The 13,715-nt window shown below is 53.9% G+C and carries 13 protein-coding genes; 2 read left to right on the forward strand and 11 right to left on the reverse strand.

All coding sequences use genetic code 11. The annotated features are described in order from the left end of the window. Nucleotides 1-40 precede the first annotated feature (40 nt). The 4 genes from BLP93_RS02190 to BLP93_RS02205 form a co-directional block, all read right to left on the reverse strand. Nucleotides 41-850 (reverse strand): ABC transporter ATP-binding protein, encoded by an 810-nt coding sequence (locus BLP93_RS02190; RefSeq protein ID WP_092116974.1) that lies wholly within the window; start codon nucleotides 848-850, stop codon nucleotides 41-43. A 17-nt stretch (nucleotides 851-867) separates the two neighbouring features. Continuing rightward, nucleotides 868-1,635 (reverse strand): ABC transporter permease, encoded by a 768-nt coding sequence (locus BLP93_RS02195; RefSeq protein WP_092116760.1) that lies wholly within the window; start codon nucleotides 1,633-1,635, stop codon nucleotides 868-870. A 330-nt stretch (nucleotides 1,636-1,965) separates the two neighbouring features. Then, nucleotides 1,966-2,310 carry a type II toxin-antitoxin system HicB family antitoxin gene (locus BLP93_RS02200; RefSeq protein ID WP_244148619.1) on the reverse strand — a complete coding sequence of 115 codons (345 nt, stop codon included), beginning with the start codon at nucleotides 2,308-2,310 and terminating at the stop codon, nucleotides 1,966-1,968. Next, entirely contained in the window at nucleotides 2,307-2,561 is a 255-nt protein-coding gene (locus BLP93_RS02205; RefSeq protein WP_092116762.1) for a type II toxin-antitoxin system HicA family toxin, read from the reverse strand. Before BLP93_RS02205 ends, BLP93_RS02200 begins: the two co-directional genes overlap by 4 nt. A 170-nt stretch (nucleotides 2,562-2,731) precedes the next feature. Here BLP93_RS02205 and BLP93_RS17640 point away from each other — a divergent pair, with 170 nt between their 5' ends. Continuing rightward, on the forward strand, nucleotides 2,732-3,142 hold the full coding sequence (locus tag BLP93_RS17640; protein WP_092116764.1) for an AAA family ATPase: 411 nt from the start codon (nucleotides 2,732-2,734) through the stop codon (nucleotides 3,140-3,142). Here the strand turns inward: BLP93_RS17640 and BLP93_RS02215 are convergent. The 4 genes from BLP93_RS02215 to BLP93_RS17645 form a co-directional block, all read right to left on the reverse strand. Then, nucleotides 3,072-4,016, reverse strand: coding sequence for an ABC transporter substrate-binding protein (locus BLP93_RS02215; RefSeq protein ID WP_092116767.1), 945 nt, complete (start codon nucleotides 4,014-4,016; stop codon nucleotides 3,072-3,074). The two genes, BLP93_RS17640 and BLP93_RS02215, sit on opposite strands and share 71 nt — an antisense overlap. 17 nt (nucleotides 4,017-4,033) lie before the next feature. Next, complete coding sequence (locus BLP93_RS02220; protein WP_208596545.1) at nucleotides 4,034-5,092, reverse strand: biotin synthase BioB; 1,059 nt, start codon at nucleotides 5,090-5,092, stop codon at nucleotides 4,034-4,036. Between the two features lie 395 nt (nucleotides 5,093-5,487). Continuing rightward, on the reverse strand, nucleotides 5,488-6,555 hold the full coding sequence (corA, locus tag BLP93_RS02225) for a magnesium/cobalt transporter CorA (protein ID WP_092116769.1): 1,068 nt from the start codon (nucleotides 6,553-6,555) through the stop codon (nucleotides 5,488-5,490). A 307-nt stretch (nucleotides 6,556-6,862) separates the two neighbouring features. After that, complete coding sequence (locus tag BLP93_RS17645; RefSeq protein ID WP_425248210.1) at nucleotides 6,863-7,045, reverse strand: TVP38/TMEM64 family protein; 183 nt, start codon at nucleotides 7,043-7,045, stop codon at nucleotides 6,863-6,865. A gap of 3 nt (nucleotides 7,046-7,048) precedes the next feature. Here BLP93_RS17645 and BLP93_RS17515 point away from each other — a divergent pair, with 3 nt between their 5' ends. After that, nucleotides 7,049-7,258, forward strand: a complete 210-nt coding sequence (locus BLP93_RS17515) for a TVP38/TMEM64 family protein (RefSeq protein WP_208596546.1) — start codon at nucleotides 7,049-7,051, stop codon at nucleotides 7,256-7,258. 3 nt (nucleotides 7,259-7,261) lie between these two features. Here the strand turns inward: BLP93_RS17515 and BLP93_RS02235 are convergent, their stop codons facing one another. The 3 genes from BLP93_RS02235 to BLP93_RS02245 form a co-directional block, all read right to left on the reverse strand. Beyond that, nucleotides 7,262-9,550 carry a PAS domain-containing sensor histidine kinase gene (locus tag BLP93_RS02235; protein ID WP_092116773.1) on the reverse strand — a complete coding sequence of 763 codons (2,289 nt, stop codon included), beginning with the start codon at nucleotides 9,548-9,550 and terminating at the stop codon, nucleotides 7,262-7,264. A gap of 232 nt (nucleotides 9,551-9,782) precedes the next feature. Next, the gene (locus BLP93_RS02240) at nucleotides 9,783-10,088 is read right to left on the reverse strand and encodes a sensor histidine kinase (RefSeq protein ID WP_092116775.1); all 306 of its coding nucleotides are present in this window, start codon (nucleotides 10,086-10,088) and stop codon (nucleotides 9,783-9,785) included. Further along, nucleotides 10,081-13,194 (reverse strand): PAS domain S-box protein, encoded by a 3,114-nt coding sequence (locus BLP93_RS02245; protein ID WP_139162892.1) that lies wholly within the window; start codon nucleotides 13,192-13,194, stop codon nucleotides 10,081-10,083. Before BLP93_RS02245 ends, BLP93_RS02240 begins: the two co-directional genes overlap by 8 nt. Nucleotides 13,195-13,715 lie beyond the last annotated feature (521 nt).

The following is a 13,715-nucleotide window of genomic DNA, read 5'->3' on the forward strand; positions in this document are numbered from 1 at the left end:
AGCTCCGCTGCAACGGTCAATCCCGCAGCGCCCGCGCCGATCACGGCGAAGTCGTAGTCGTATGCGGCCATGTCTTCTCCTTGGAATGTCCGTTATCCTGATCATGTTCGAATACTTGCCGCAGAGCACCGCGCAGTTTGCGTACATATTCCAGAAACGGTTCCGCTTCCGTTTCCCGGGGCCGCTCCAAGTTTATCCGCTCGCGATCATGAATGGAGTTCCCGCCCATGACCAGGACCTGATCCGCCAGCTTCACCGCCTCGACTACATCGTGCGTAACAAAGACCACCGCCGGCTGGAAATCGGCATGCAGGGCCAGCAGCAGGTCGTGCATTTCCTCCCGGGTCAATGCGTCCAGGGCGGCAAAGGGCTCGTCCATCAGCAGAAGCCTGGGTTCCAGGGCCAGGACTCGAGCCAAAGCCACCCGCTGACGCATGCCGCCGGACAACTGGCCGGGCAGATGTTTCTCTCGTCCGGCCAACCCGACCAGTTCCAGCATGCGACGAGCGATGTCCCGACGCCGGTTTCCCGAGACGCTGTTCACCCGGAGGCCGAAGCTGACATTTTCCTCCACGGTCAGCCAGGGAAACAGAGCGTCATCCTGAAAGATGACCGCCTTGTCCGGCCCGGGATTACGGGAAGGAACGCCTTGGACCTTGATGGCTCCCGCATCAGGCTCCAGAAATCCGGCAACGATGTTCAGGAGCGTGGTCTTGCCGCATCCGCTGGCGCCCAACAGGGCGAGGATCTCGCCGCTTCGGACCTCGAAGGAAACATCCCGCAGCACCTCCCGCCGCTCCAGCCCAGCACCGTATGCTTTACCCAGCCCCTGAACCTGAAGGTATGCCATATTCTGCCCGCTGCCGCTCATAACCGGCGGGCCGACCTGGAGAGCAGGCGCATCCCGCGGACCAGAAGCTGGTCGCAAAGCCAACCGATCAGGGCGATCAGGAGGATTCCGGAGATGATCACGTCCACGCGGCCCACCATTCTGGCATCCATGATCAATGCTCCCAAACCGTTCGGAACACCGGTCAGCTCACCCAGGACGAGGTACGCGAAGGAGATTCCCAGCCCCAGCCGCAGCCCGCTCAGAATCTGGCCCATGCTCGCGGGCAGGACCACATGGCGCATCATGCCGAATCGGCCCAGACCGAGCATGCTGCCGGCCCGGAGATAGGTTGTCGGAACAGCGCTCACCGCGGACATGGTGTTCAGGTAGATCGGGAAGAACGCCGCCAGGGCGATCAGGAAAACCGTCGTCTTCAGGCCGATGCCGAACCAGACCAGGGCCAGGGGCAGCCAGCAGATTCCGGGCACGGAACGCAGGGCGTCCACGAAGTCCTTGAGCAGCAGACGCATGACCGCGTTTCGTCCGGAGAGAACGCCCAGGGACAAGCCCAGCAAGGCCGCCAGCGCGAATCCCGCACCGATTCTGACCATGCTCGCCGCCAGATCGACCGGAAATCTCCCGGCATACATGCCCGCCCCGTAACCGGTCACGTAGACCCACAAGGTTTTCGCCACCGTATCCGGCGCGGGCAGCATGTAGACCGGCACGGTCCCGGTATAGCTCAGAAGCGCCCAGCTCAGCAGGATCAGCAGGGGCAGGAGGAGAGGCAGAAAACGGGGCATGGTCGCTCACAAGGCGAAGTTGTTGGAGCTGATACGCTGACAAGCTCAGACAAGAATAATGTCCTGTTTGGATTCAGGCTTTGGGAATATCATGTCTGGCCACACCTTGGAGTTGATGAACTGCTCAAAAAAATGTCGGGCACGGCCTGCATTTTCCCAAGCAAACTGGATTCCCGCCTTCGCGGGAATGACTTCAGTGAGAAAGCTTTTCCCAATCACGTCATGCCTGCGAAGGAGGGCATCCAGCCCATGCTTGCCTCAATTTATTGAGTAGCTGCGAGTTAATGATTCCTCGCGTTATACTTCCAAGGTTCGTTACCTACGGACTTGTTATGCCCGCCCCGATCGGCTTGCTGAATGCAGAACATGTTCGGCCCATTTGTTCAGGCTGGTTCCGCTTCGGGCGGCGGCTTTCAATGCCGCGGCATGAACCATGGGCGCGATTCGCAGCATGAGTCGGCCGCTGGCCGGTTTTTCCGGTAAGCTGCCAAGCTGCTCGCAAGCGACCAGGTAATCATCGATGGCAGAATGAAAAATGGATTCAAATTCTCCCACCGATTCCGCATGAAAGGTAATAATATCAGAAATATCAAGAACCCTGCCAACAATGATTTTGTCCTCAGGGTCAAAGTCCATGCTTGCCGTGTAGCCGCGATACGTCATGACGTTCATCATGATTCCACCTCCAAACGATCAAGGTATTCCCGGACGGCCTTGATGCGATAGCGCAACGCTTCCCTGCCCGGATGGGGACGATGAAAAGTGGCCCTGTGACCTTCGCGCTCGAAAGTAACCGAAGAGCCCGCGCCTTCGACGATCCGACACCCAAGTGCCGCCAACAAGGCCTCGATGCGTGACCAGTCTATGTTCCCATTGACGGGGTCGGCGCGAATCGCCTCAAGCGTCTTTCGATGCTTGCTGTTCATGGATAAACGATAGCAACAAAGTGAAAAGATGCAAGCATAATGAAGGCATAAAGCTTTTGATTCTGGCTCCGCCAAGCAACAAGTTGCCTTGCCCAGCCCTTCATGCATTTTCCATGGAAATGTAACTTTGCATTGGAATTTTACATTATTGATGGAGAAATGCATGAGGCATGGAAAATTCTGAGTCACTCCCAGATTGCTCAAACGTCCTGACCACTCTTTTTTTTCTTTTCGGCCCGAGAGGCGCCGGGAAGACTACCTGGCTCAAGCAGGTGTTCGACAATGCGCTTCACCTTGACCTGCTGGACGCATCCTTGCATTTGGAATTGTCCAAAGATCCGCATCGCCTTGAAGCAATGACCGGGGAGTTGCGTGATGATGATTGGGTTGTCCTGGATGAAATTCAGAAGAATCCGGCCTTGCTGGATGAAGTAGAGACAAGGCATGCCTTGTCTCTACAGGGTGTCCTTCCTGGGATGAATAGAGGCGGTTGCGACATGGCCCGGAGTCCTACTCCGCGGCAAACCGAGCCACAAAACGCGGATCAATCAGCCGGTCGTAGTCCGGCTCCCGCTCGATAAGCCCCAGTTCCAGCATCCGTCGGCCCAGGGCCGCGACCTGACGGATGAAGGTTTCATTCATTTCCCAAGCCAGCTCGATGTTCTCCGCGGCGAGGCGCAGCACTTCCAGGGGGGTCCCGAAGTCGGCAGCCGCCTGCAGCCACTCTTCCTCATTGTCCAGGAGATGCTTCGTGGCCCTGACGTGGACGTCGACCATTCGCTGAACGAGGTCGGGACGCTGCTCCACGGTCCTGCGGGCAACGATCATTGCGGCGTTGATGGGGCCGATGGAATCGTCGAAATAGGGATGAGCCAGGATTCGTCCATAGCCCTGATGCACGGCCAGGGATGGAAAGGGTTCGCCGGACAGGAAGGCGTCGATGTCGTTCCGGGCCAGAGCCAGGCCCATGTCGAAAAAATCCACCCGGACCAGGGAAACGTCCCGGCGCGAATCCAGGCCGTTGCGCGCCAGAACTTCCCGAAGCAGAATCTCATGCATGGTTCCAGGCACATAGCCAATGCGCAAGCCCTTGAGGTCCCTCACTTCCTGAACCGACGAATCCTTTCCGACAACCAGAGCCGAACTCTTGTTGCACAGCGCGGCCACGATCACTATGGGCTCGCCCCGGGAGGCCGAGGCAATGGCATGGGCCAGGGTCGTGCCGGTCATGTCCAGGCTGCCGGCCAGCAGGGCCGCCTTCTGATCCGCCGGATTGGTAAAGGGAAAGACGCGCACCTCCTGTCCTTCCGAGAATTGTTCGTAGAAGTACGGCTGGTAGGTCTGGGCGGTTTTCCAGGTGCCGACCCGCCAAGGCTGGGCCGACGCGGGTGAGGCGGAGCAGAACAGTGCCGTGCAGGTGATAAGCATCGTCAGGAGAAGCGAATGTTTGGACATGGGCAACCGCGCGGGGCTTATTCCGCGACCTGTCCGCCGCACCCGGCGGGTTTGTCGGAAAAGGCATGCGGCGCGGCGGTGAAGCAGTTCGAGGGCAGCAGCGGGTCCAGGTTCATTTCCCGCAGGATTGCGGCGCAGGCGTCCAGGTCGGAGCCGCGGCCCTTGGCCGAATCGGCTTGCAGGTCCCGGGGGCTGGAGCCGACCTCGGGAAAAAAGAGGTTGGCGCCGGCCATCAGCGAGGCTGTATGGGGTTCATGGGTGCAATGAGCGCGGGGCACGTTGCCCATCACCAGCCGGCTGACGGCGACCATGCGGGCCATTTCCCTCTCGGTGATCATCCCGTGCTGCTCCATGGGCGAGCCTGGAAAATTGATCCGGCGCATCACCCCGGAATAGGTGGCCCCCATCCGGCGGGCCAGAAGCATCAGGCCAGCGATTTCCTCATGGCTGTGCTCCGGCCCCACGGGCTCGATGCAGTTCATCCACAGCAACCCCACGTCCTTGAATACCTGGATGGTCTGCCTGCGCTTTTCCGGAGAGAACGGCGTGTCCCTTCCCTCCCCCAGACGGATGGCGTGATAGCAGCCCACGAAACCGGCTTCCAGTAGAGCCTCGCCCTCCTTGTGGCTGATGTCCCTGGTGTTGGCCACCAGGGGCACGCGGACTTCCCGGCGCAGCAGTCGGCCCATGTCAAGAAGCTTTTCAAAGGGATAGAAGCCGGTGGTCATGATGTTCATGCCGTCCGCGCCCTTGCTCTGCCCGTTGCGCGCCCACTCCAGGACCTGCTCGATGCTGAACTCCACGGCTTCGGTGAAGATGCCGGCCGTGCGGGTCAGGGAGCAGAACAGACAGTCGAACCGGCAGGGCTCCACGTTCAGCCCGATATGCAAATGCCGCTCGCCCTTGGTTCCGAACGTGGCCCGGGAAAGAGCATTGGCCGCATGCATCACGGCGTAGGTTTCCGCGGAACACAGGTCCAGTCGCAGCAGGAAAACGATTTCCTCCTGATCAAGCTCCTCAAAATCCTGGGACTTGCGAAGAATTTCCGCGACTTTCGGGGACAGCTTCATGGTCATGCATCATCCTTGATAATATGGAAAAGAGTTGGCTAAGGGATCATGTAGTAACCGATATACCATTTACTCGATCACTGGATTCATTGGGGGCAAGTAAATTAGAAATGGGGAACCGCTCGCTTCGCTCAGGACGCCAAGAAAAGATTTTGGAAAGCAGGGAAAGAGCTGCTTTCCAAAAGTTTCTCAATCCCTGTCGGGATAATAATGCCGTCAGGCGTGAAGCCTTGTGGCGGCTGCATTTTTCCAGCAGGAGCCACAAATTCTTTCTTCTTTGCGTTCTCGGCGCCTTAAGCGAAGCGGGCGGTTCACAATCAAGGTTCTTTTCTTCCAGCCTCGTCAATGCGAAAAAAGTGTTTCATTTTTTTTCAACTCCCAAGACGACACGCCTGGAAGGGCTACAGCCATTTTTTGCGCTTGAAATAGAAGAGCATCAATACGGCCACCCCGAGCATGAACAGCAAAATCAGGGGATAGCCCCAGGTCCAGTGCAATTCAGGCATGACATCAAAATTCATGCCGTAAACACCGGCAATGAAGGTCAGTGGAATGAAGATGGTCGCGATCAGCGTGAGGACCTTGATGGTTTCGTTCATTCGCTGGCTGTTCCGGGACAGATGCAGCTCCAGAAGGCTGGATGCCAGGTCTCGAAGGCTCTCCACAATGTCCATGGCCTGGACGGCGTGGTCATGAATATCACGAAAAAACACGCGGGTTTCCGGATTGATCCGAGCGGACTCATCGCGCATCAATCCGGCAAGCGCTTCGCGCACCGGCCAGATGACCCGACGCAGCAGAATCGCTTCTCGCCGCAAGCGATAGAAGCGTTGCAAATCGCTCGGGGATGGATCGGTGAGCAGAGATTCCTCCAGGGTTTCCAGTTCCGTACTGATGTTTTCCAAAACCATAAAATAATTGTCCACCACTGCGTCCAACAGAGCGTAGGCGAGATAGTCAGGTCCGCTGGCGCGGATGCGCCCTTTGCTGTCGTTGATGCGCGTGCGCACCGGGTCAAAGACGTCTCCGTCCAATTCCTGGAAGGACAACAGGAAGGTATCCCCGAGGATCAAGCTGAGCTGTTCGGTACGGAAAGAGCTGCTGACTGGTTCACGCACCAGCATCTTGACGACGATGAACAGGAAATCATCGTGGATCTCCAGTTTAGGACGGTGGTCCGTGTTCAGAACATCTTCCAGAACCAAAGCGGGCACGTCGAAATGGTGGCCCAGTTTTTTGATCACCTCTATCTGGTGCAGGCCGTCGACATTGATCCACAAGACTCCTTTTTCCGGGGGCAAGGGAATGTTTTCGGTGATGTGGAGGAGCGCGGAGGACTTAACTTCAGCAGCATCATAGGCCATAACCCGCACCGTGGTCATGTCCGTCCTTTGTTCGCCCACGTGGACCAGTGTGCCCGGCGCGGCACCGACCTTGGCGTGTCGGCTTTTGATGAACATGCTTTTCATACCGGCTCCATGCTTCATTTGGAATGTCTGGATTAGTCTTTGGCCATTCAAATGGAAAGCTCGGACAGAATTTGAGACCAAGCTTTGGTGGCTGGATGATAATTTTTACGGAATTAATGAGCATCCGCCTGCACAATGGGCTGCAATCCTTCTACTCCACGACCGTGGGCTTGTTCTGACGTGCCCGGTACCAGCCATGATCTTATTGCTGACCAGGGGAAAAAGGCCAAACAAGACGAAGGAAAGAATCAGCCTCGGCGAGAGAGTGTCGCGCATGGACTCGATCCGGCCCAGTCCCGGCCCGCGTTCACATAGACGAGTGTTGCCGGGCAGCATGCCCGCCTGGAGACTCAGAAAAAGTTCCGCGCAGCCGCAGCCGGGTCTGTCCCATAACCAGGTTGATCATCCAAAACGGAAAGATAGGGACAATGCGCAAGGTAAACAAGTAGAAGGAACCTTCGCGCTGGATGCCCTTGTTGATCTGTTCCATTTTATGGCCAAACCTGCGCTGCACCCGGTCCCGGAGCACGATCCGGGAGATGAAACAGGTCAGCGCCGATTGTTCATCGCCGTGTACATGGGGTTTTACATCCTGGCCACAAGTCTTTCCCTGCCCGAAGCGGCGGTTCTGACCCTGGCCGGGGGAGCGCTGTTCGGCCTCTGGGTCGGGACCCTGTTTGTTTCCTTCGCCGGCAGAACGTAGCTCTTACCCGTCCGCAAGCGGCAGCGCGAAGGAGAACGTGCTTCCCTTGCCGGGTTGGCTTTCCACCCAGATTCGACCGCCGTGCTTTGCGACGAAATCCTTGCACAGCAGGAGTCCCAGGCCAGTGCCCAGCTCGCCTTGCGTGCCCCGTAAGGATTTTTTCCGGGTCAAAATGAACAGATTGGACAGGTGTTCCTCGTCCATGCCGACTCCGTTGTCCTGGACGGTGACAACCGCCATGTCCTTGTCCCTGACAGCGGAAATGAAGATGGTTCCGCCGCTCATGCTGAACTTGATGGCATTGGAGATCAGGTTGCGGATAATGGTATTGAGCATCTGCATGTCCGCGCAAACAAGAAGGTTCTGGTCCAGCTCGCTCTGCAGGACGACGTTCTTGTTTCCCGCGGTGGTCTGGAACAGCTCGACAATGTGTTCAATCGGATCCGCCAGCAGGCAGATCACGGGATTGTAGGTCAGCAGCCCCCGCTGCATCAGTGACCATTCCAGCAGATTTTTCAGCAGATTGAACATGGTCTCCGTGGCCTGCGCCAGTTCATAGATCATCTGCCGCAGATCCTTCAAAGGCAGAGTGGTGAACTCCTCCGTCAGCATTTTGGTCAAGGCCATGAAGCCGGCCAGGGGGCTTTTCAGGTCGTGGGCAATGATGGAGAAGAACTTGTCCTTTTCGTCCAAAGCCTTTTGCAGCTGCTGATTGTTCCGAACCAGAGCCTCCTTGTCCTGGACCCGGTCCGTGATGTCCTGCATGGCGCCTTCAAGACGGATGATCTCGCCGGATTCATTGCGGATTGCCTCGCCGGACTTGCGGATCCAGATGCGGTTGTCTCTCTTGTTGATGATTTCCACTTCCATATCAAAAGGCAGGCCTTCCTTCACGCATTTGGTAAAAGCCTCCCCTACGGCTTCCCGCCACTCCGGCACATATCGTTCGATGGCCTCTTCCAGAGTAAGGGTTTCACCCGGCTCCACTCTGTATATCTCAGCGGCTTGGCCGCTGACATAAAGCCTTCCTTCCGCGACATCCACGCTCCAACCGCCGAACAAGGCCATGCTCCCGGCCCGCTCCAGCATGGTCTTGATACGTCGGATTTCTTTTTCGGCTCGCTTGCGTTCGGTGATATCCTGATGGGTGCCTATCATGCGAGTTGCCCGACCTGATGCATCCCTGGACGCCGCACGGCCACGTCCCAAAATCCATTTCCATGCTCCATCCCTGGATCGCATGCGAAATTCGACGGCAAAGGACTCAATACGGTTTTCAATGCAATCTAAGTTTCTTTTAAAGGCTTCCTCCCTGTCTTCGGAGTGGATCAGATCGAGCCATGAATTCACATGTGTAGGAATATCAGTGGAATCATATCCGAGAATTCTGGCATACCCCGGACTATAGTAGACTTGACCGGTTTGAATATCCCAATCCCACACCCCATCACTTGTGGCATCCATGCTTAATCTGAACCGTTCCTCGCTCACCCGCAAATCATTTTCGGCCTGCTTCTGCTTGGTCACGTCCTGAAAAATGCAATGTGTTCTCAGGAACCGTCCATGTTCGTCATGTTGGATTTTGCCATTAAGAAAAATGAGGATAGTTGAGCCATCCTTCTTGATCATCTCGAATTCAACGCCGAGGACTTCACCAACAGCCTTGAATCGAGGAAAGTTTTCTCTGAAATGATCTTTCCAGTCCGGATGAAGAAAATCACCGAAATTTTTGCCAACCAATTCATCTCGCGAATATCCCAGCACATCAAGAAAAGTTTGATTCACCTCCAAAAAGTTTCCCTGTTCGTCCAGCGCCTGATACGGCATTGGAGCGTTCAGGAACATCAGGCGGTATTGCTTTTCACATTTTTTTTGGGCGTGCTCGGCATTTTTGCGAGCGGTGTCGTCGTTAACAAAGCCTTGATAATGCGAAACGCTCCCGTCTTCCGCATAGACCGTTCGAATGTTCATCAATGCCCAGAAACGGGTGCCGTCCTTCCGAATATGCTCGCTTTCAAAGTTTCTGACTATTCCTTCAGCCGCCAACAGGTTGGAGAGAGAAAGGCCGTACTTGGGATCAGCAAGCAATTCAGCGGCAATGTCCTGGACCGAGTTCATCAGGTCCTGCGGTGCTGCATATCCGAGCATCTCCGCAAAGGCCCGATTGGCATAGAGAAAACGTCCCTCCGGTGTTGTCTTGAAGATGCCGACAGGTGCGTGGTCCAGGATGTCTTTGGCGTCAGGAAAGTCTGCTTGAGCGGGAGGTACTTCCGAGGTTTGCTTTTGGGCCATATGGCCTCCTGTGCAATGGAAGATGAGTTGGTTACGAATGATGACCGTTACGCCTAAAGGTGTGCGAACTGTGTTTGCCGCGCCGTTCCATCCTGTCGGCCGCTAAGCGGGAAAGCCTGCTCCATTGCCGGACACCAAGGATGAACACATCCGCCACTACACGCTCAGTGAAAGCTGACTTTCGCGGCGAGGATAGTTTTTATGATAGGGAATGCGAAAGATTTTGTCATTGCTATCCATTGCCGACAGGCAATGTAAAGGACACTGCCGTGCCTAGCCCCGGTGTACTTTCGACCCAGATTTGCCCACCATGCTGCTCAATGAACTGCTTGCACAGGACCAGCCCCAAACCAATTCCTTTTTCGCCTTCCGTGCCCAATTGTCGATTCTCTTTCTTCAGGGAAAAAATGGCGGACAACATGCTTTGATTCATTCCGATGCCGTTATCCTGAATCGTCATGGCGACAACCTGCTCTTCCTGTTGGGCAGAAATGACAATCTCTCCGCCCCGACTGGTGAACTTAACCGCATTAAACAGGAGATTTCGGGCCTACAGGCTTCAATCCCAAAGATTGAACAGCAACCCACTCCAGCATTCTCTCCAAATCATCCTTCATGACTGGCTTGGCCAAATAATTGTTCATCCCGGCCTTGCGAAAATTTTCCCGGTCACCTGTCATGGCATAGGCTGTCAGGGCGATAATGGGGATATCTTTTTTGGGACCGAGATCGGTGGATGAGCGAATGAACATGGTGGCTTCGATGCCGTTCATCACCGGCATCTGAATGTCCATCAGAATAAAGTCGAAGTCATGCGTCGCGATAAAATCCAGGGCCTGTTTGCCGTTCTCGGCAAGAGTTACCTTGTGGCCGAGTTTTTCAAGCAGTTTACGGGTTGGAAAGGAATTCGACGGTTCATCTTCGACTAAAAGGATACTCAAGCATAATCTCGAAGACGGAGACGACGCCTCAATGGACCGACTCGGATCTTTTGCAAAAGGTAATTTGAAGTAAAAAGCGATATGGAATTTGGTTCCTTGGCCCTCCAGGCTTTCGATGCACAGACGCCCATCCATAAGGTCAACAAGTCGCTTTACAATGGCCAGCCCGAGTCCCGCGCCCTGGTATTTTCGAGTGTACGAGCCTTCCACCTGCACGAACGGCTTGAACAGGTCGCCCACTCTGTCTTCGGGGATGCCGATGCCCGTGTCGGTTACGGAGAAAAGAACCCTGCAGGCCCCCTCTTGCCAAGACTTAATCGGCTCCATTTCCACGGTAACCGTTCCGCTGTCGCTGTACTTCAAGGAATTGCCAACAAGGTTGAACAGTATTTGTCGCAACCGGGCTGCATCTCCGATCACCCGTTGCGGAAGAGCCGGGTCCATTAAGCACTCCAGAGCCAAGCCTTTTTCTTTGGCTGTGACGCTGAAGAGACCGATGATTGATTCTTGCAGTTCAGTCATGCTGAACTCGGACTCATGGAGTTCCAACATCCCGGCCTCAACTCTGGATAGATCCAGGATGTCGGACAACAGGCTGTTCAGGCGCTCGGCGGAGATTTTGGCCAAATGGACATATTGTTGTTGATCCTCATCCAGGACGGTGGTGTCCAATAACTGCATCATGCCCATGATGCCGTTGATGGGCGTACGGATTTCATGGCTCATATTGGCCAAAAACTCGGACTTGGACTTGCTGGCCGCCTCGGCCTGCTTCTTGGCTACAAGCAGGGCCTCTTCAGCACGCTTTTGGTTGGTAATGTCCTGCAGCAATTCCACCGTATATTCGACCTCACCGTCTTCGTTGAGGATCGGATTGGCTCGACAGCTCAGATGCATGTTCATTTCAGGAGAATATGTCTCCAGGGCAGCAATCTTTTTAGTATGTATTGCCTCCAGAGTCGTGCATGGCTGACACGGCATTTTACGGCCTATAAGTTCGAAACATTTTTTACCGCGAACCTGTTTCTGATTCATGTTCAATAGTGAATAGCCTGCCTTGTTGTAACGCACCACGCTCAAGTCAGGACGCTTGACGCTCATGATGTCCGGAATATTGTCCAACACGCCCTCAAGCAGTGAAGATTTTTCCCTGATTTCCTGTTCGGCCATTTTTTGATTTGTGACATCGCTCGCAATGGTGGCAAAGAAATTATTCTCCAGGTTGACCGCTTTTATTTCAAAGTGTTTCTCCATAGGCTCATAATATGTATTGAAGCGGCATGGATCGCCTTCCAAAACCACCCTTGTGTACTCGCTGAGGTAGGGCGCGGTTTCCGTCCGATATACGTCCGTCGCGAGTCCGCCCAGGGCATCTTCACGCTGTATGCCGGTTATCGCGGTAAAGGCAGGATTGCAGTTAATTATCTTGTAATTCATTGCTTCACCATGCTCATCAAAAACCATTTGGTGAATCACCACTAATTCCGTCATGGAATTAAACAGGGAATGGTATTTCTCTTCGCTTTCTTGCAGGGCCTCCTCGGCCAGCTTGGTTCTGGTAATGTCTCGACTGATGGAGAGAACGGTGTGAATAGCTTTACCTTTCCGTTCGGGAATGAGGCGCCAGTTGAAGATGATTTTACGATCCCCGAAATTATATTCGAAATCTGTTTCAATTTCCTCCCCATGATCAAAAACTTGTCTAAGCTTTTCCTCCCAGTAAGCGCACATTTGTTCGTCAAAACCGAGTTCCTTGTGTGTCTTACCGATAAACTCCGCCGAAGGCATACCTGTCACAGATTCGATGTTTGGAGAAGCAAATAAATGCCTGCCCATGCGATCAAAACGTAGTATAATATCCGGCGACCCTTCAATGAGGGTTCGAAAACTCTGCTCACTTTCACGCAAAGCTTGCTCAATTTGTCTGCGTCCAGTGATGTCCTGAAAAATACAATGCGTTCTTTCAAATCTACCCAGGTCATCACGTTGGATCTTGCCGGTGAAGTAGACGAGAATGGTTGAACCATCCTTCTTGATCATCTCGAATTCAACTCCGAGAACTTCACCAACAGCCTTGAACCGAGGAAAGTTTTCCTTGAAATGATCTTTCCAGTCCGGATGAAGAAAATCGCCGAAATTTCTGCCAATCAATTCATCTCGCGAATATCCCAGCACATCAAGAAATGTTTGATTCACCTCCAGAAAGTTTCCCTGTTCGTCCAGCGACTGGTAGGGCATGGGGGCGTTCATGAACATCAACCGAAATCGATCTTCATTTTTTTGCTCTCTTTGTTCCGCAAGTTTGCGTTCGGAGATATCAGTAGTGAAGCCTTGAAATGCTACGATACGTCCACCTTCTCCTTTGATTACACGGACATTTCTGGAAAACCAGACCACGCTGCCGTCACGCCGGAGCATTCGACATTCATAGTTGGTCACCTCGCCGTTCTCTTCCAACCTCCGGATTAATTCCTTGCGGTCATCTGGATCAGCATAAAGCTGCTCACTGATGTTCGTGACTGATACGATCATCTCTTCTGGTGAATCATAGCCAAACATATCAGCCATGGCCGGGTTGATAGAGAGTAACCGCCCTTCGGGGGTGGAGGTGAAAATGCCTATGGGTGCGTTATCGAAAATATTCTGGAGATCAAATGCAGGAACAAAATCGAAATCGACATTGGGGATTTTTGGCTTGAACACGGACGGCTCCAAAGAGAGATGAATGTTATAAATGAAAAGTAATTGGGCTTTTTATATAGAATGATCCAATGTTTTCGATATGCCTGTAATTCAGGGTCTTGTGGCAATATGCTGTTTTAGGTCATGCTAAGGATGGTCTAAGTTTTACGGTTATTAATCTAAACGGCATCTCCGTTTGCAACTTATCGCATCCCTGCTTTTGTTTCGAATGTGCTGTTTTATTCACTGTTGCAGAGAAATTTGATCACCATCGGTCAACAACCAAGTTTTTTTTGTAACTGCCTGGGTTAACCAAACTCCGTCAAGTCCCGTGTTCCTGGACAACTCAATGTAGAGTTGTCAGCGGAGGCCCGGCTTGCCTTGGTTTTGTGGCCTCGCTAACTTCTTCGCCGGCTTCGTAGCATCGAATCATTGCATGAATAAACAGGATTTGGTGCTTTAAGTGCCGGACAATAGTTCGATGAACGAATCCTGGCTCAGTCAAACATGCGAGACCGCAAATCAAGGCAAGTGAGACCAAT

Source organism: Desulfonatronum thiosulfatophilum, from assembly GCF_900104215.1.
Classification (GTDB): Bacteria; Desulfobacterota; Desulfovibrionia; order Desulfovibrionales; family Desulfonatronaceae; genus Desulfonatronum; species Desulfonatronum thiosulfatophilum.